Source organism: Pseudomonas sp. AC193, from assembly GCF_979258075.1.
In genome coordinates this window covers 5,297,079-5,313,400 of record NZ_OZ409832.1, presented here as the reverse complement: position 1 = coordinate 5,313,400, position 16,322 = coordinate 5,297,079, and the positions used below count along the sequence as shown (strand labels likewise).

At 58.8% G+C, this 16,322-nt stretch carries 17 protein-coding genes and 1 pseudogene; 6 read left to right on the top strand and 12 right to left on the bottom strand.

What is annotated here, in order from left to right; all coding sequences use genetic code 11:
* Positions 1-16: 16 nt before the first annotated feature.
* Positions 17-745 carry a carbonic anhydrase gene (locus ACZZ0D_RS23820; RefSeq protein ID WP_053116387.1) on the bottom strand — a complete coding sequence of 243 codons (729 nt, stop codon included), beginning with the start codon at positions 743-745 and terminating at the stop codon, positions 17-19.
* 237 nt (positions 746-982) lie between these two features.
* The gene (locus tag ACZZ0D_RS23815; RefSeq protein WP_463554439.1) at positions 983-2,041 is read right to left on the bottom strand and encodes a PA0069 family radical SAM protein; all 1,059 of its coding nucleotides are present in this window, start codon (positions 2,039-2,041) and stop codon (positions 983-985) included.
* A gap of 245 nt (positions 2,042-2,286) precedes the next feature.
* Here ACZZ0D_RS23815 and ACZZ0D_RS23810 point away from each other — a divergent pair, with 245 nt between their 5' ends.
* Entirely contained in the window at positions 2,287-2,589 is a 303-nt protein-coding gene (locus tag ACZZ0D_RS23810; protein WP_463554438.1) for a hypothetical protein, read from the top strand.
* A 90-nt stretch (positions 2,590-2,679) separates the two neighbouring features.
* Here ACZZ0D_RS23810 and ACZZ0D_RS23805 read toward each other — a convergent pair whose 3' ends face one another.
* Genes ACZZ0D_RS23805 through ACZZ0D_RS23795 form a run of 3 tightly spaced genes read right to left on the bottom strand, consistent with a single transcriptional unit; the run spans position 2,680 to position 6,506 of the window.
* Positions 2,680-3,960, bottom strand: a complete 1,281-nt coding sequence (locus ACZZ0D_RS23805; protein WP_463554437.1) for a c-type cytochrome — start codon at positions 3,958-3,960, stop codon at positions 2,680-2,682.
* 12 nt (positions 3,961-3,972) lie between these two features.
* On the bottom strand, positions 3,973-5,757 hold the full coding sequence (locus tag ACZZ0D_RS23800) for a GMC family oxidoreductase (protein ID WP_463554436.1): 1,785 nt from the start codon (positions 5,755-5,757) through the stop codon (positions 3,973-3,975).
* A gap of 2 nt (positions 5,758-5,759) precedes the next feature.
* A complete protein-coding gene (locus ACZZ0D_RS23795; protein ID WP_053116393.1) occupies positions 5,760-6,506 on the bottom strand; it encodes a gluconate 2-dehydrogenase subunit 3 family protein in 747 nt (248 codons plus the stop codon).
* Positions 6,507-6,815: 309 nt separating this feature from the next.
* On the opposite strand from ACZZ0D_RS23795, the gene ACZZ0D_RS23790 reads away from it, so the two are divergent.
* Positions 6,816-7,460, top strand: a complete 645-nt coding sequence (locus ACZZ0D_RS23790; protein ID WP_463554435.1) for a phosphatase domain-containing protein — start codon at positions 6,816-6,818, stop codon at positions 7,458-7,460.
* On the opposite strand, the gene ACZZ0D_RS23785 is transcribed toward ACZZ0D_RS23790, so the two are convergent.
* From ACZZ0D_RS23785 to prlC, 4 genes and pseudogenes are all read right to left on the bottom strand, one after another.
* The gene (locus tag ACZZ0D_RS23785; protein WP_463554434.1) at positions 7,447-8,955 is read right to left on the bottom strand and encodes a M3 family metallopeptidase; all 1,509 of its coding nucleotides are present in this window, start codon (positions 8,953-8,955) and stop codon (positions 7,447-7,449) included. The genes ACZZ0D_RS23790 and ACZZ0D_RS23785 overlap by 14 nt on opposite strands.
* Entirely contained in the window at positions 8,952-9,494 is a 543-nt protein-coding gene (locus tag ACZZ0D_RS23780) for a hypothetical protein (protein WP_463554433.1), read from the bottom strand. The genes ACZZ0D_RS23785 and ACZZ0D_RS23780 overlap by 4 nt, the downstream gene beginning before the upstream one ends.
* A gap of 113 nt (positions 9,495-9,607) precedes the next feature.
* Positions 9,608-9,901, bottom strand: coding sequence for a YheV family putative zinc ribbon protein (locus ACZZ0D_RS23775; protein WP_463554432.1), 294 nt, complete (start codon positions 9,899-9,901; stop codon positions 9,608-9,610).
* Positions 9,898-11,949: pseudogene (gene prlC, locus ACZZ0D_RS23770) on the bottom strand (oligopeptidase A). Before prlC ends, ACZZ0D_RS23775 begins: the two are co-directional and overlap by 4 nt.
* Positions 11,950-12,037: 88 nt before the next feature.
* Between prlC and ACZZ0D_RS23765 the strand changes: the two are divergent.
* Both ACZZ0D_RS23765 and ACZZ0D_RS23760 read left to right on the top strand, forming a co-directional pair.
* Complete coding sequence (locus ACZZ0D_RS23765; protein WP_400650707.1) at positions 12,038-12,583, top strand: gamma carbonic anhydrase family protein; 546 nt, start codon at positions 12,038-12,040, stop codon at positions 12,581-12,583.
* 29 nt (positions 12,584-12,612) lie between these two features.
* Positions 12,613-13,263 carry an HAD family hydrolase gene (locus tag ACZZ0D_RS23760; protein ID WP_463554431.1) on the top strand — a complete coding sequence of 217 codons (651 nt, stop codon included), beginning with the start codon at positions 12,613-12,615 and terminating at the stop codon, positions 13,261-13,263.
* Positions 13,264-13,363: 100 nt separating this feature from the next.
* Here ACZZ0D_RS23760 and ACZZ0D_RS23755 read toward each other — a convergent pair whose 3' ends face one another.
* Entirely contained in the window at positions 13,364-14,440 is a 1,077-nt protein-coding gene (locus ACZZ0D_RS23755) for an aminopeptidase (RefSeq protein WP_463554430.1), read from the bottom strand.
* A gap of 60 nt (positions 14,441-14,500) precedes the next feature.
* Between ACZZ0D_RS23755 and ACZZ0D_RS23750 the strand changes: the two genes are divergently transcribed.
* Positions 14,501-14,923 carry a PA0061/PA0062 family lipoprotein gene (locus tag ACZZ0D_RS23750; protein ID WP_053116402.1) on the top strand — a complete coding sequence of 141 codons (423 nt, stop codon included), beginning with the start codon at positions 14,501-14,503 and terminating at the stop codon, positions 14,921-14,923.
* Between the two features lie 40 nt (positions 14,924-14,963).
* Positions 14,964-15,383 (top strand): PA0061/PA0062 family lipoprotein, encoded by a 420-nt coding sequence (locus tag ACZZ0D_RS23745; RefSeq protein WP_008081161.1) that lies wholly within the window; start codon positions 14,964-14,966, stop codon positions 15,381-15,383.
* A 6-nt stretch (positions 15,384-15,389) separates the two neighbouring features.
* Here ACZZ0D_RS23745 and ACZZ0D_RS23740 read toward each other — a convergent pair whose 3' ends face one another.
* Both ACZZ0D_RS23740 and ACZZ0D_RS23735 read right to left on the bottom strand, forming a co-directional pair.
* Positions 15,390-15,629 (bottom strand): DUF1161 domain-containing protein, encoded by a 240-nt coding sequence (locus ACZZ0D_RS23740; RefSeq protein WP_008081158.1) that lies wholly within the window; start codon positions 15,627-15,629, stop codon positions 15,390-15,392.
* 259 nt (positions 15,630-15,888) lie between these two features.
* Positions 15,889-16,320, bottom strand: coding sequence for an OsmC family protein (locus ACZZ0D_RS23735; protein ID WP_053116403.1), 432 nt, complete (start codon positions 16,318-16,320; stop codon positions 15,889-15,891).
* Positions 16,321-16,322 lie beyond the last annotated feature (2 nt).

The window sequence follows — 16,322 nt, the reverse complement described above, 5'->3', positions numbered from 1 at the left end:
AGATGTTTAGGAAGATTTAGAAGCGCGCTTTGGGCGTCGCCACCGGAATCGGATGGCTGCCGTCGAGCGGCAGGAAACGTCCCTGATCCGCGTCGTAAGCTTTGATTTCGCTGGTTTCGATGTCGTAAACCCAGCCATGGATGAACAGATGACCGTTCGCCATGCGCGAGGCTACCGAAGGATGGGTACGCAAGTGCTGCAGTTGGGCGATGACGTTTTCCTCGGTGAGGATCGGCATGCTTTCTTTTTCGTCGGCGCAGTTACAGTTTTCATGCACCATGGTTTTCGCGACTTCAGCGTGGCGCAGCCAAGCTTTGACCGTCGGCATTTTTTCCAGGCTGTCCGGGTTGAGCACCGCACGCATGGCGCCGCAATCGGAGTGGCCGCAGATGATGATGTGCTGCACCCCGAGCGCCAGTACCGCGTATTCGATCGCGGTGGAAACGCCGCCGTTCATCTGGCCGTAAGGCGGAACAACGTTGCCGACGTTACGGGTCACGAACAGATCGCCGGGCGAGCTGTGCGTGATCAGCTCGGGGACGATGCGCGAGTCGGCGCAGGTGATGAACATCGCTTTCGGCGCTTGGGCCGTGGCGAGTTTCTTGAAGAGTTCTTCCTGCTGCGGAAAAATCTCATGATGAAAATGCAAAAAGCCATCTACGATCTGGCGCAGCGCTGCATCGGCGGATTCCGCTTCTGGGGACGGCGCCGACGCAGCCAGCGGCTGTTTATCCTTATCACTCATGATTCATCCTCTTAGGCGGATTCAGGGAATCTTCCCCGGTATTCCGGTATGAAGCCAGTGGCTGTTTAAACTTTCCCGGTCATCCCGACCGGTCAGTCACTCGATGAACAAGGTAGCCGCCGAAACTTAACTCAAACTGAATCAAACGCTCTAGAACGTATGTTCCAGGTCACAAAAAACGTGACTGAGGTATTTCTGCGAAAGGATTCCAACCCTTCAACCCAGCGTCAATTGTCGCTAAATCAACGACATCTGGCGACCCGGCGGACAGAAGGCGGTGCAATCAAGGTTATAGCCTTCGCGATGATCAAGACCAAGCCGTTTGATGGCTTTGGCAAAGCGTTGTGCGAGCAGGTCGGCAAACGGCCCTTCGCCACGCATGCGGGCGCCGAAACGGCTGTCGTAGAGCTCGCCGCCCCGGCTCTGGCGGATCAGGCTCAGCACATGCGTAGCGCGTTGCGGATAGTGCGCGGCCAGCCATTCTTCGAACAGCGGCGCCACTTCCAGTGGCAGGCGCAACATCATGTAAGCAGCACTTTGTGCACCGGCAGCGTGAGCCTCGTTGAGCAGGTTTTCGATTTCGCTGTCGTTGATCATCGGAATCATCGGCGAACACAGCACGCCGACCGGAATCCCCGCTTCGCGCATCACCCGAATCGCGCGCAAGCGTGCTTTCGGCGCAGCGGCACGCGGTTCGAGGATGCGTTTGAGTTCATCGTCCAGCGTGGTCAGGCTGATCATCACCGCCACCAGCCGTTGCCGGGCCAATTCAGTCAGCAGATCGAGATCGCGAAGAATCAGCGAGCCCTTGGTGACGATGGTCACCGGATGCCGGTAGCGCAGCAGCACTTCGAGGATCTGCCGGGTGATTTTGTGTTCGCGTTCGATCGGCTGATACGGATCGGTGTTGGAGCCCAGATTGATCGGCGCACATTGATAACCGCGTTTGCTCAGCTGTTCTTCCAGCACTTGCGCGGCGTTGGTCTTGGCGATCAGCCGAGTTTCGAAATCCAGTCCCGGCGACATATCCCAATAGGCGTGACTGGGCCGTGCGTAGCAATAGATGCAGCCGTGCTCGCAGCCTCGGTAGGGATTGATCGAGCGATCGAAGGGCAGGTCGGGCGATGTGTTACGGGTGATGATGGTTTTCGCGGTTTCGATCATCACCTCGGTGTTCTGTGTTTCGGGCACTTCCTGATACCAGCCGTCATCCTCAGCCACCGAGCGATTCGGTGCAAAGCGGTTGTGCGGGTTGCTGGCAGTGCCGCGACCGCGTGGGGGCAGGGCGATGGACATCAGTCGGATCCTTTGTCTGTATGTTTATACAGTAATCGCAATAGGCGGTTTTTGGCCACTACCGTTTGGCTGCTGTTTCCGCGCCCCTGCGCAAGCAGGTAAAAAAATGAACGTTCCGGTTATTAGATTAGTTTTTTCGTGCAAACTAAGGACACAAGCAACTGCTGTTCATTCAAGGGGTTGATTTGTAGTATCTCTCCTCGCTGGATGTGTACTTAACCAATAATTAAAAATGGATTTTTGATATGTCGTATTTCAATTCGCGTGGTATTTTTCTGCAACTGATGCTGCCAAGTATTTCTGAGCCAAACACTGTGGTTTCGATGCAGCTTGCCCGCAAGGAAGAGCAATGGGACGCGCAGAACTCTACCGTTCTCGAATGCCTTGTAGACTCGATCATGGTGACTGCGACTTCCGCAGATCGCGGTAAAACCTTCACCCTCGAGGGTCTCAGCCACGATGTGGATCGTGACGGTGTGGTGGGCGAAGGCGATAAAGCCAAGCTCGTGGCACTGGCTCAAGCTTATGTGAAAATTATCAATCCGTAATAGACGTTACAGTTTGATGAGCCAATAAACAAAAAGCCTTGCTTGAATGTTCAAGCAAGGCTTTTTGTTTTAGTTGCGCGGTGCAATTACCTAGCGAGAATCAATAGTTGCTTTGCTCAGGTCGCCTTTGCGCAACTTCGCCACGTCATCAGTCTTTACCGCTGTGCCCTTGTTCCCCCAACTTCCACGAATAAAACTTACCACGTCCGCCACTTCCTGATCCGACAAACGCCAGGCGAAACCCGGCATGGTGAAAGTAGAAGGCGCGGTGTGCGTCGCGGGCAGGGTGCCGCCCTTGAGCACGATGTGAATCAGCGAGGTCGGGTCTTCCGATTGCAGCACCGGATTGCCCGCCAGTGCCGGGAACACACGCGTGTAACCGTGGCCGTCAGTGCGGTGGCAGGCCGCGCAGTTGTCGATGTACACCGAAGCACCGCGCTGGCTGTCGTCACCGTTCCACAGCGCTTTGGCGGCTTTCTCGTCGTACTGATGCGGTTGATCGTTTGGGTCATTGGCCGGCAGCGACTTGAGGTAGCGGGCGATGGCGGTCAGGTCGGCGTCGGTCATGTATTGCATGCTGTGGGTGACCACATCACTCATGCCGCCGAACACGGCGCTGCGATCGCTGCGACCGGTCTTGAGGAATTGCACCAGTTGCTCTTCGCTCCAGCCGCCGAGGCCGTCCTTGTGATCGCCGCGCAGACTCTTGGCGATCCAGCCTTCCAGCGGCGCACTGCCGGCGAGGAAGTTGCTGCCATCGGCTGCGCTCAAGGATTTTTCCTGCATGGTCAGCGCCCGTGGCGTGTGACAGGCACCGCAATGGCCGAGGCCTTCAACCAGATACGCGCCACGGTCGATCACCGGGTCGGTACTCGTTGCTTTGTAGTCCTCGACCTTCGGCGCAAACATCCAGCGCCAGCCCATCAGCGGCCAGCGCATGCTCAACGGCCACGGAATGTCGCTGGCCTTGTTCTCTTGCGCGACCGGTTCTACGCCGTGCATAAAGTACGCGTACAGCGCCTGCATGTCGGTTTCGCTGACACGCGCGTAGGACGGATACGGCATCGCCGGGTACAACGTACTACCGTTTTTGGCGACGCCATGGCGCACGGCCTGATCGAAGTCTGCGAAGCTGTATTCACCGACGCCGGTTTTATCCGGGGTGATGTTGGTCGAGTAAATCGTGCCGATCGGCGTTTCCATCGGCAGACCACCGGCGAACGGCTTGCCGCCCTTGGCCGTGTGGCAAGCCACGCAGTCACCGGCGCGGGCGAGGTATTCGCCTTGTTTGATCAATGCCTGATCAACCTCAGTCGCATGGATCGAGGCGCTGCCGAGCAGGGCCAGGGTCGCGATAACGAAATTCTTCATGGTCATCGCTCCTTAAGCCTGAACCAGCGGGCCGGGGTTTTTCAGGTACTGCTCGCGGATCGCTTTCGCCGACCAGTAGGTCAGTGCAGCCACCAGTCCGGTCGGGTTGTAGCCCAGGCCTTGCGGGAACGCCGAGGCGCCCGGAACGAAGACGTTATGTACGTCCCAGCTCTGCAAGTAGCGGTTCAGCGCGCTCTTCTTCGGATCGGTGCCCATGATCGCGCCACCGTTGAGGTGGGTGGTCTGGTAAGAAGCGGTGTTGAAGTGATCACCGACCTGTTTGCCGATCACCGCGATGGCTTTCGGGCCCATCGCTTCGGCGACCTTGCCCATTTTCTCGACCATGAAGCGGTTCATCTTGATGTCGTTTTCCTGCCAGTCGAAAGTCATGCGCAGCAGCGGTAAACCGTAGGCATCGCGGTACACCGGGTCGAGATCGAGGTAGTTGCCACGGTAGGACTGATGCGCGCCGTGGGCGTCCATCGACACTTGGTGGGTGTAGTAATCGGCGGTCGCGCGTTTCCACGCACTGCCCCACGCGGGTGTGCCCGGCGGGTTCGAGGTACCGGCAATCGGCCGGCTGCCCGCCTGGTTGACCCACATCGGCGAGCCGCCGACGAAGCCGTGCGGGCCGTGGTCGAAGTTGTCGGCGTTGAAGTCGTCCAGCGCCACGCCGTTACCGCCGGCGCCGATGAAGTTGTTGGTGTGGGTGTCCTTGTCAAAGAATGCCTTGATGGTCGCCATGTTCTGGTAGGCGAAGTTACGCCCGACCACGCCTTCGCCGGTCTTCGGGTCGTACGGTTTGCCGATGCCGGAGAGCAGCAGCAGACGTACGTTGTGCAACTGGAACGCGCCGAGGATCACCAGATCCGCCGGTTGCTCCATTTCGCGACCCTGTGCATCGATGTAGGTGACGCCGGTGGCTTTGCTCTTGGTGCTGTCGAGGTTGATCCGCAGCACGTGGGCGTTGGCGCGCAGCTCGAAATTCGGCAGCGGCTTCAGCGCCGGCAGAATGTTCACGTTCGGCGACGCCTTGGAATACATGTAGCAAACATAACCGCTGCAAAAACCGCAGAAGTTGCACGGGCCCATTTGTGCGCCGTAAGGGTTGGTGTACGGCCCCGAGGTATTCGCGGACGGCAGGTTGTAGGGTTTGTAACCGACTTCTGTAGCCGCTTTGCCGAACAGCTGTGCGGAAACCGTATTCTTCTGCGCTTCCAACGGGAACGGGTTGGAGCGATCCGGCGCGTACGGGTTGCCGCCCTTGCCCTGACCGACCAGTTGGCCTTTTACCGTCCAGGCCTGGCCCGAGGTGCCGAAAACTTTTTCGGCGTAATCGAAGAACGGCTCCAGCTCTTCATAGCTGACGCCGAAGTCCTGGATGGTCATGTCCTTGGGGATAAAGCTTTTGCCGTAGCGCTCTTCGTAATGGCTGCGCATGCGCAACTCGATCGGGTCAACCCGGAAGTGCACGCCCGACCAGTGCAGGCCGGCGCCGCCAACACCGTTGCCCGGCAGGAACGCGCCCAACTGGCGGTTCGGCAGGGCGATCTCGTTGACGCTGTGGCGAATGGTGACGGTTTCTTTGGAGATGTCCTGAAAGAGTTTTTTGCGCACGCTGTAGGTGAGTTCGTCAATCACCTGTGGATAGTTGCCGTCGGGGTAGGTGTCCTGCATCGGCCCGCGCTCCAGCGCCAGCACATTGAGACCCGCTTCGGTCAGCTCCTTGGCCATGATCGCGCCAGTCCAGCCGAAACCGATGATGACTGCGTCTACTTTCTTCAATACCGTTGCCATGCTTACGCCCTCTCGCCGCGAATCGACACTGCCGGGAAGGGGTATTGCTCGTTGCGTTCCACCCAATCCATGAAATCGGCGCGGGCGCCGGGGAAACCGATCATCGTCCAGCCAACCATGCCTTTATTGCCACCGTGGATCGGGTCGCAGAAGAAGCCTTCCTTGGTGTTTTGCAGCAGCAGGTTGAAGAAAATCTTCGCCGGAACCGCATCGAACTGCGGCTTGCCGGCTTCGAGCTGCTTGAGCAAATCTTCTCGGGTAGCGCTGTCTTGCTCAGCAAATACTTTACCGTTGAGGGATTTTGCCCACTGATCCGTGGCGGCGATGCCGAGGCGATAGATTTCTTTCGGCACCAGTTTGCTCTGCCAGCCCATTTCCGGCGCAGCGTCGGCATTGAACGGGCCTTGCATGTACCAAAGGGCACCGGCGGCGTACGGCGTGTTCATTTGACGGTCGATGTATTCCGGCACACCGGCTTCAAGCGCGCCCGGGCCTTGGGCATCGTTGGGGATCAACTGCGCGACGGCGGCATTGATGAATGCCCATTCTTCGGCGGTGAAATAGCTCGGTTGATACACCTCGGCGTCAGCGCGAGCGGCTGGCGCGGCCGGTGCAGCGGGCGCCGCTTCAGGCGCGGCTTGCAGGACGCTGCTGCCCAGGCTGGTGCCGGCGAGGGTCACGACCGGAATCAGGGTCAGGGATTTGCGCAAAAACTCACGCCGCGGGTTGTCTCGATCTTGATCAGACATGGGAGGTGTACCTCATCAGGCATCAATGGTGGTCAACCGTTTCTGCGAACGGCTTGAGGATTTTTCGTCGCGACATGGCCGGGAGAAGACCCGGTGAAGGAAAAGCGTCTGCAACATCATGTGACAAATGGTAGCAGGCTAAGCATCGGGATGAACCGATTCAGTGAAAAAAAGCCCGGATTTCTTGGATGAAATCGATGAAACAACGCGGATTCACGTTTCTTTGACAAACGCCTCACGGGGCTTTGACCGCCCAACGACGAAGCTACGGCTCCTATTCTTGAAGAATTCCGACACGGTCACCTCAGCATGTCCCTAGTGCGTTTGTTTCCTGTTTTGTGTTTATCGCTTGTAGCGCTGTTGCAGTGGATGCCGACTCCGGCTGACGCCGCCACCCCGGTTCGCCCGACTGAATGGGCGCAACCGGTTGAAGTGCAATACAACCTGTTTCAGATGTCACCGACGCTCTACCGCAGCGCCTTGCCCGATAGTGGCGCGGTGCCGTTGCTGAAAAATCTCAAAGTCGCCACTGTCATCACTTTCTTGCCCGAATCCGACAAAAACTGGCTGTCGGAGCCGGGGATTAATCAGGTGCAACTGCCTTACCGCACCAACCACGTCGATGACGCTGACGTGCTGAGAACCCTGCGCGCCATTCAAGCCGCCGAAGCCAACGGCCCGGTATTGATGCATTGCAAGCACGGCTCCGACCGCACCGGTTTGATGGCGGCGATGTATCGCGTGGTCGTGCAAGGCTGGAGCAAAGAAGACGCCTTGAGCGAAATGACCCAAGGCGGATTTGGTGAAAGCGGACACTTCCGTGACAGCGTGCGCTACGTGATGCAGGCCGATGCCGACAAACTGCGCACCGCGCTGGCCAATGGTGATTGCAGCACCAGCGCGTTCGCCACGTGCTCGATGAAGAGCTGGTTTCAGTCGGTCAATTTGAAGTAACAGTGGTTGGATCGGGCGCGGTTTCAAACAACTCCGCGCTGACGGGGCGCCCGAGAAATTTTTCCAGAGCACTCAGCAACGTCGGCGAGTCGCCGGAAAAAAATGCCTCGCGAAACGCCCGGCCGGTTTTCGGGTTGAACACGCCGTCGTGCTCGAAGCGTTTGAACGCCTCGGTCGCCAGCACGCCTGACCATTTATAGGCGTACACCGAAGCTTCATAACCGGTGACCAAATAGTCGAAGCTGTTGGCAAACCGGCAGTAGTCCGGCATTTGCAGCTCGGCGAACTGGCGCTGCACCCCATCGAACACCTGCGCAATGCTGCGGCCGTCGCCGTGGCGGTGGTGCAACTCGAAATCGAACAAAGCGCCCATCATTAACATCCCGGTCGCTCGACTGGATTGCGCGCTCAAAGCCGTGAGCGCGGTGTTCACACGCGCTTCAGACAGGCGCTCTGCGGTTTGATGATGCGCCGCCAGCCACAAGATAAATTCTTGCGACGAACACCATTGCTCAAACAATTGCCCGGCGAATTCGGCGGTGTCCCGTGGGAACTGGGAAATGCCCGACAGATTGTGATGCGGCGAGCGCGTCAGCACGTGTTGCAGGCAATGCCCGAATTCATGGAACAGCACCCGCAAATCCTGATGCGACAGCAGGCACGGGTGTGCGGGCGTGGGGGCGGTGAAGTTACTGGACAGCACGGCGATCGGCGTCGACGCCCGACCTTCGGCATCGATTCGCCGATTGCGCACCGTGCCCGTCCAGGCATAGTCCGCAACGTGTTTGCCCGCGTAAGGGTCGAGGTAGATATGCCCGATGACTTGGCCATGCTCGCTGATTTCATACAGGCGGACATACTCATGCCAGCGATCAAACGTGCGCTGCTCGTGAATCGTGATGCCGAACAAATGTTCGCTGAACCGGCATAACCGCTGCACGGTTGCGTCCAGCGGGAAATACTGCCGCAAGCCTTGCAGCGCGCCGTCCAGTTGCTGCACGCGTAACTGTTCGGCGAGGAATTCCTGATCCCAGGCCTGAATGGTTCCGAAGCCCTGCTGATCGGCGAACGCCTGTAGCGCTTTCGACTCTTGCTCCATCAGCGGTTTGGCTTGTGCGACTTGTCGCTGCAGGAAGGCGCTGACCTGCGCGGGGGAGGTGACCATTCGATCGTTGAGGCGCAGTTGCGCGTAGTTATCGAAGCCGAGAATTTCGGCTTTTTCGTGCCGCGATGTCAGCAGCAAACTCAACACTGGCTCATTATCAAACTGGCTCGCCTGCGGGCCTTGATCCGATGCGCGGGTCGTCCAGGCAATGAAATATTCCTCGCGCAAAGTGCGATCGCGCGCGTACGTCATGATTTGGTGGCAGGTGTTTTGATCCAGCGTGAGTAGCCAGCCGTCGAGCCCGGCCTGTCTGGCCTTGAGCGCCAATTGCGCCTGACTGTGCGCGCTCAGACCGTCAAGCCGCGCGGGGTCGGTGATGTGCTGGTTCATGCAGCGTTGGCGAGGTCGATCTGGCTGGCGAAAAGCTGTTCGAGTTGACCGATGACGCGATTCAAACGGGCGAGTTTCTCCTGTTGCGCCGCCGGTAACTCAACTCCGGACAAGCGAAACGTGCGCAGGATTTTGGCCAGTGACGCTTTGCGTGAAGCATCGAAATGGACGGCGACCGCACTGTCTTCCAAGCGTTGAAACGTACGGAACAACGGCACGCTCGCCAACGTGTCAGTCCGGTATTGCCCGGCGATCTGGCTGCACTGCGCGCTGGCTTTTTCCCACGCGCTATCGGCGGACTTGCCCATCGAAAGGTATTCGATCACCGCCATGGCTTCAGCCAATGTGGCATCAGCTTCATCGACGGCGAGGATCAGATCGTCCCAGTTCGGCTGTTCGGTCTGGGTGGCGATTACTTGTTCAATGATCAGTTGGTTGTTGGCCACAATCGTTGTGATCGCAGGCACCAGATGTTCAGCGCGCACGGTTGACCACGGCGGCAGCGTCCAGCGTTGTAACAGCGGATTGGAGTCAGGCATGGCGTCTTCCTTGAGGGATGGCTGAAAGAGCCAGCCTAATCAGGAAGCGCGGGGGAAGGGCGGTACATAGTTACCACCTTTCACCGCCAAAACGGTGAAAGGTGGGTGACACGTCAGTGTTGCTCGTCAGGCTTTTTCTTCAGCTTCGGGTTGGGGAAAAACTGTACCGCTTGCACATTCTTGTCCGGCGCAGGTTTGCTGATAGCACTGGTGTTGACCCGCGTGCCCAACTCTTTTGGCACCGACAACCCTTGCTCGTTGAGCGTGTCGGAGTAACCGCAAGCCACACATTCGCGGTGCGGCACGCTGTCTTCGTTCCACATCATCAACTTGTCCGGCTCGCTGCACGCCGGGCAGACCGCCCCGGCGATAAAGCGTTTTTTGGTAATCACAGGCCCCTCACTCATGCTGCCGCGTCCTCACTCAGGCCGCTGTGGCGCAACAGTGCGTCAATCGACGGCTCACGGCCACGGAAGTCGACGAACAGCACCATCGGTGCCTGCGAACCGCCGCGCGCCAGAATCGCTTCGCGGAAGGCGCGACCGGTTTCTGCGTTGAGCACGCCGTCTTCTTCGAATTTCGAGAAGGCATCGGCCGACAATACTTCAGCCCACTTGTAGCTGTAGTAACCCGCCGCATAACCGCCGGCGAAGATGTGCGCGAAGCTGTTCGGGAAGCGGTTGTAGGCTGGCGGACGCATCACCGACACCTCGTCGCGGATACCTTCGAGTACCTGTGCAACGCTGCGGCCGTCACCGTGAGTGGCGTGCAGTTCGAAGTCGAACAGCGAGAACTCCAGCTGACGCACCATCATCAGGCCGGACTGGAAGTTCTTCGCCGCGAGCATTTTTTCCAGCAGATCCTGCGGCAGCGGCTCGCCGCTTTCGTAGTGACCGGAAATCAGCGCGAGGCCTTCCGGCTCCCAGCACCAGTTTTCCATGAACTGACTTGGCAGCTCGACCGCGTCCCACGCCACACCGTTGATCCCGGAAACACCGGCGTGATCAACGCGGGTCAGCAGGTGATGCAGGCCATGGCCGAATTCGTGGAACAGCGTGGTCACTTCATCGTGGGTCAGCAGCGCAGGCTTGCCGCTGTCGGCCGGGGTGAAGTTGCACACCAGATTGGCCACCGGGCTTTGCAGCACGCCGTCGATGGTGCGACGACGGTCGCGGGCGCCGTCCATCCACGCACCGCCACGCTTGTTGGCGCGAGCATAGAGGTCGAAGAAGAAGCGGCCGACGTGCTGGCCGTTTTCCTTGATCTCGAACAGGCGCACGTCCGGGTGCCAGGTGTCGAAGCCTTTCTGTTCGGCGATTTCGATGCCGTACAGGCGCTGAACAATGGCGAACAGACCGCCCAGAACTTTATCGATCGGGAAGTAGGCGCGCAGGGTTTCCTGAGCAACGCTGTAGCGTTGTTCGCGAAGTTTTTCGCCATAGAAACCGCTGTCCCAGCTTTGCAGATCGGCGCAGCCCTGTTCGGCGGCGTAAGCGCGCAGCTGTTGCAGATCTTGTGCGGCGAACGGTTTGCTGCGCTTGGCCAGATCGCGCAGGAAGCTCAGTACCTGATCGCTGGATTCAGCCATTTTCGTCGCCAGGCTCAGTTCGGAGAAGCTGGCGAAACCCAGCAGCCTGGCCAGTTCCTGACGCAGGTCGAGGATCTCTTCCATCACCGGGCCATTATCGTTCTGGCCGGCGTTCGGGCCTTGATCCGAGGCGCGGGTGCAGTAGGCGGCGTAGACTTCTTCACGCAGCGCACGGTCTTGCGCGTAGGTCATCACCGCGTAGTAGCTTGGGAATTCCAGGGTGATCAGCCAGCCGTCGAGGCCTTTGGCCTGCGCGGCGGCGGCCATTTGCGCCTTGGCCGAATCGGTCAGGCCGGCAAGGGCGGCTTCGTCGCTGACGTGCTTGGCTCACGCCTGAGTGGCGTCGAGCAGTTGATTGGAGAAGCGGCTGCCGAGCTCGGACAGTTTGCTCTGCACTTCGGCGTAGCGTTTCTGTTCGGCTTCCGGCAGGTCGATACCCGACAGACGGAAGTCACGCAGAGCGTGTTCCAGAATAGTCTTCTGCGCCACGTCGAAACCGGCGGCTTCCGGGCTGTTGGCCAGCGCTTCAAACGCCTGGAACAGTTCGCGGTTCTGGCCCATCTCGGTGGAGTAGGCGCTCAAGGCCGGCAGGCACGACTCGTAGGCTTCGCGCAATTCGGCGCTGTTGCACACGGCGTTAAGGTGGCTGACCGGACTCCAGGCAGCGCCGAGGCGATCATTGAGTTCGTCCATCGCCAGTACCAGGCCGGCCCAGGTCGGGTTCTGAACCTGAGTCTTGAGGATTTCGGCGATGGCGGCGCGGTTGTCGGCCAGGATAGTTTCAATGGCTGGCAGGACGTGTTCGGCACGGATCGTGGAGAACGGTGGCAGGTCGTAGGACTGCAGCAGAGGGTTGTTCACGCTCACGGTTGGCACCTTGGCTGGGGAAACATTGCCCCATCTTAATTACAATCGGCATTCACCGCAGCTATCGGCGACAGAGAGAGAAATTATCGTGTCCGTTCGCAAGTACCAGAATCACACCCCCAGCCTGAGCAAAGGCGCGTTTGTCGACCGCTCGGCGGTGGTGATCGGCGATGTGGAAATTGGCGAAGACAGCTCGGTCTGGCCGCTGACCGTGATCCGTGGCGACATGCACCGCATCCGCATCGGTGCGCGCACCAGCGTGCAGGACGGCTGCGTGTTGCACATCACCCACGCCGGCCCGTTCAACCCCGACGGCTTTCCGCTGCTGATCGGCGACGACGTGACCATCGCCCATAAAGTCATGCTGCATGGCTGCAGCGTCGGTAGCCGCGTGTTGATCGGCATGGGCAGCATCGTCATGGACGGCGCGGTGGTTGAAGACGACGTGATCATCGGCGCAGGCAGTCTGGTGCCGCCGGGCAAACGTCTGGAAAGCGGCTTCCTTTATGTCGGTAGCCCGGTAAAACAAATTCGCCCGCTGAGCGACAAGGAACGCGCCTTCTTCACTTACAGCGCCGCCAATTACGTGAAGCTCAAGGATCTGCATCTGGCCGAAGGCTACGACACACTCTGAACTGAATTGGCGACTGCCCAGGAATTCCCATGCATTACCAAACCGTACTGTTCGACCTCGATGGCACCCTCACCGACCCGCGTGAAGGCATCACCCGTTCCATTCAGTTTGCCTTGGCCAAACTTGGCATCGATGAGCCGGACCTGACCAAGCTCGAACACTTCATCGGCCCGCCGCTGTTGCAGGCGTTCATGCAGTTCTACGATTTTGATGAAGCCAAAGCGTGGGAGGCGGTGAATTTCTATCGCGAGCGCTTCAAGGTCACCGGTCTGTATGAAAACCGCGTGTTTGATGGCGTTACGCCGTTGCTGGAAACCCTCGGTGGCCAAGGCCGGCAGCTGTATATCGCGACGTCCAAGCCGTGGATGTTCGCCCGCGAGATCGCCCGGCACTTTGATTTCGCCCGGCACTTCAAAGTGATCTACGGCAGCGAACTGGACGGCACCCGCACCAATAAGGTTGAGTTGATTGCGCATCTGGTGAAGGAAGAAGGGCTGGATCCGGCGAATACGCTGATGATCGGCGACCGTAAGCACGACCTGATTGGCGCACGCAGCAATGGGCTGGATGCGGCGGCGGTCGGTTATGGATTTGGCAGTTTTGAAGAGCTGAATGCCGAGGCGCCGGCTTATCACTTTGAAACGCTGGATGAGTTACATCAGGCGTTTTTGCGGCGCTGATCAGTCCGTCTTCGCGAGCAAGCCCGCTCCCACATTTGGAATGCATTCCCCCTGTGGGAGCGGGCTTGCTCGCGAAAGGGCCGGCCCAGCCAATGCAAAATCAGGATTCCGCCAATGCCTTGAGCGCCGCCTTACGCTCAGTCACCGGCAACCCACCCAACCGCTCAGCCTCGGCATAAAACCTCAGCCAATCCCCCCCGACCTGTTTGAACAACGCCGAAAACGCCGGCACCCACTGGTCGTACAGTCCAAACGGCAACAACCGCGCATTGTTCAGCGGCGCGTTCACCCAGGCGTCATAGCGTTTATCCCCAGCCCACTGGCTATCGCGCATCACGCGATAATCCCGACGAAACTGTTCGAACTCAGCCGCTTTACGTTCGCGCATTTGCTCAGCCGGCAATGGCTGTGCATACAGCTTCTCCAGCCGTGAGCGCACATCCAGCACCAGCTCAATGAATTGATCCCGCTGCTGCAACCGCGAGTCGGTATCCGCCGGCAACCCGCGAAACGCGCGCCATTGCCGCGTGCCTTCCTGTTCGACGAACGTGGCGAAAGACTCGTTGAACTCGGTGTCGTCCTTCACATAAAAGCGCTGATGCGCCAGTTCATGAAAGATCAGCGTGGCCAGGCGTTCGTCGCCCCAGCCCATCATCGTGTTGATGATCGGATCGTTGAACCAACCCAGCGTCGAGTAGGCCTCGACGCCGCCAATCGATACGTCCATGCCCTGCAAGCGCTGGATCGCCGCTTCGCCTCGCACCGCGCCCTGGCTGTAATAGCCGCGATAAGCCACACACCCGGCAATCGGGAAGCAATGGTTCTGCGGCGTCAGGGAAAACTCCTGAGTGGCGAACACATTCCACACCACGAACGGCCGGCCAATGTCGGCGTACAGGCGATAGCTTTGGTTGTCGGGCAAGTGCAGATGTTCGCTGGCGAAGGCACGAGCCTTTTGCGATTGGCTCAGGTGTGCGCGCAACTTCGCATCGCGGCCCGGGTCGGCAATCACCTCGGCCACTGGCTCGCGCGCCCGCAGCAGTTGCAGCTGCCCGCTGGCCAACTGGCTGTAATAGCTGACGCTGGCGCAACCGTTGAGCAACAAAAACATCACACCCGGAAACAAAATCCGAAAAACGCGATCAAGTAACCCATGGCTTGCAAACGGCCTGATCACAATAAGAAATCCCCCCGGAAAGTCTGCTCGCAAGACTATCCCGCCTTAAGGAGCACCGCTATGCGCATGTTGATGCTGACGGGAGGCCTGCTGACGCTGGCCGGTTGTGCCAATTTCGGAATGCCCGACCCCGACCCTTCACAAGCCTGGATCGATCTCGATGCCCGGCAACAGGACACGACTCTGCAAGCGCTGAAGGTCGACAGCCAGGCCGCGATTGATAAACGCTATTTTGAAGTCGAGCCCGGCAGCCATGAATTGAAGGTGCGCTATCAGTTCCCGGTAGACGCCAGCAACATCGGCCCCGACGCCGAACCGCTGTGGCGCGATTGCCAGTTGAATGTGAAATTCAAGGATTTCAACGCCGGCCAGCGCTATCAGTTGCAGGCGGGCAGTATTGGTTTCCGGCCATGGGCCAAACTTTATGATGAGCAGCGCAAAGTCGTCGGGCAGGGCACACCGGCGGGCTGCCAGAAGACTTGATCGGCGGTATGCTGGCTGTCCACATCAAAGGACATTGATCATGCGCAGGTTGACGTTGTTGCTGGTAGGAAGTGTGCTTGCCGGCTGTCAGAGCCCGCTGCCCGCGGTCGATCCGCAAATGGCCTGGGTCGACTTTTCGATGCCGACACCCGGCGGCAAAGTGTTGATGGCTGAACGCCTGGATAATCAGCGTCTACGCGACGGGCGTTTTTTCCAGGTCACGCCGGGCAGCCATGAATTGACGGTGCGCTTCGATTTCGAGATTTTCGGCGGCGGTCAGGGCATGGATACCGATCCGCAGGAGCGCCTGTGCTACATGACCGTGCCCTATGACCACTTCGAAGCCGGGCAACGCTACCGGCTCGAAGCACGGTCGCTGGCCTTCACGCCAAGCGCCCGGTTGATCAATCGTCAGGGGCAGATCGTTGCCGAAGAACGGCAGATCAACTGCGTGCCTTAAGCGTTATCAGGAGTCGTTCTTCTGATAGATGATCGCTTTGGTGCCGTTCTCACACGAACCCACCACCATGGCGATATCGTGCTTGGCCGCCTCTTCCTTGCTGACAATTTCCAGCGTGTACGAAGGCACGGCTTTGGCCTGGATCTTGATCTCGATTTCTTTTCTCAGTTCTTCGCAGTCTTTCGGTGCCGCAACTACCGAGGTGGCCAGTGCACTGCAAAGGATCGCCAAGCCAATACGTTTCATGAGTGAAGCTCCCTGAGGCAGCGCGCACGGGCGTGCGCTGAAGCTGCTGTCACGTATTCGACCATATTTTCGTGAAGCGAGTTCTGACTTTGCGCACAAGATGTACGCACGGTTTCTGATTCGCGGTGATGTTGAGATCGCTATCGCGAGCAGGCTCACTCCTACATTTGATCACCGGCGGACACAATTTCTGTGATCGACCGAAATCCCCTGTAGGAGTGAGCCTGCTCGCGAAAGCGTCAGACCTGCTAATTCCGAATTAACTGACCAGCGTTGCTTCTAGGCTGATCTGCGCATTCAGCACTTTCGACACCGGGCACCCTTCCTTGGCCTTTTTGCTCAGTTCATCAAACTGTGCCTGCGTCGCCCCCGGGATTTTCGCCTTGAGAATCAGCTTTACCGCGGTGATCGCAAACCCGCCGTCCACCTGATCAAGGGTCACTTCCGCTTGAGTGTCGATGCTGTCAGCCGTCAGGCCCGCATCGCCGAGAATCATCGAGAACGCCATGGAGAAACAGCCGGCATGCGCAGCGCCGATCAGTTCTTCCGGGTTGGTGCCCTTGCCGCCCTCGAAGCGGGCCTTGAAGCCGTAGGGTGCTTCTCTGAGGACACCGGTTTCGGTGGAGATCGAGCCGATGCCGGTTTTCAGATCGCCTGCCCAATGTGCGGATGCTTTCTTCACGATAGCCATGT

Excerpts from the sequence above, each read along its gene's own strand:
- ACZZ0D_RS23820 (WP_053116387.1), bottom strand. The coding sequence starts at position 745 with ATGAGTGATAAGGATAAACAGCCGCTGGCTGCGTCGGCGCCGTCCCCA.
- ACZZ0D_RS23815 (WP_463554439.1), bottom strand. The coding sequence starts at position 2,041 with ATGTCCATCGCCCTGCCCCCACGCGGTCGCGGCACTGCCAGCAACCCG.
- ACZZ0D_RS23810 (WP_463554438.1), top strand. The coding sequence starts at position 2,287 with ATGTCGTATTTCAATTCGCGTGGTATTTTTCTGCAACTGATGCTGCCA.
- ACZZ0D_RS23805 (WP_463554437.1), bottom strand. The coding sequence starts at position 3,960 with ATGAAGAATTTCGTTATCGCGACCCTGGCCCTGCTCGGCAGCGCCTCG.
- ACZZ0D_RS23800 (WP_463554436.1), bottom strand. The coding sequence starts at position 5,757 with ATGGCAACGGTATTGAAGAAAGTAGACGCAGTCATCATCGGTTTCGGC.
- ACZZ0D_RS23795 (WP_053116393.1), bottom strand. The coding sequence starts at position 6,506 with ATGTCTGATCAAGATCGAGACAACCCGCGGCGTGAGTTTTTGCGCAAA.
- ACZZ0D_RS23790 (WP_463554435.1), top strand. The coding sequence starts at position 6,816 with ATGTCCCTAGTGCGTTTGTTTCCTGTTTTGTGTTTATCGCTTGTAGCG.
- ACZZ0D_RS23785 (WP_463554434.1), bottom strand. The coding sequence starts at position 8,955 with ATGAACCAGCACATCACCGACCCCGCGCGGCTTGACGGTCTGAGCGCG.
- ACZZ0D_RS23780 (WP_463554433.1), bottom strand. The coding sequence starts at position 9,494 with ATGCCTGACTCCAATCCGCTGTTACAACGCTGGACGCTGCCGCCGTGG.
- ACZZ0D_RS23775 (WP_463554432.1), bottom strand. The coding sequence starts at position 9,901 with ATGAGTGAGGGGCCTGTGATTACCAAAAAACGCTTTATCGCCGGGGCG.
- ACZZ0D_RS23760 (WP_463554431.1), top strand. The coding sequence starts at position 12,613 with ATGCATTACCAAACCGTACTGTTCGACCTCGATGGCACCCTCACCGAC.
- ACZZ0D_RS23750 (WP_053116402.1), top strand. The coding sequence starts at position 14,501 with ATGCGCATGTTGATGCTGACGGGAGGCCTGCTGACGCTGGCCGGTTGT.
- ACZZ0D_RS23745 (WP_008081161.1), top strand. The coding sequence starts at position 14,964 with ATGCGCAGGTTGACGTTGTTGCTGGTAGGAAGTGTGCTTGCCGGCTGT.
- ACZZ0D_RS23740 (WP_008081158.1), bottom strand. The coding sequence starts at position 15,629 with ATGAAACGTATTGGCTTGGCGATCCTTTGCAGTGCACTGGCCACCTCG.
- ACZZ0D_RS23735 (WP_053116403.1), bottom strand. The coding sequence starts at position 16,320 with ATGGCTATCGTGAAGAAAGCATCCGCACATTGGGCAGGCGATCTGAAA.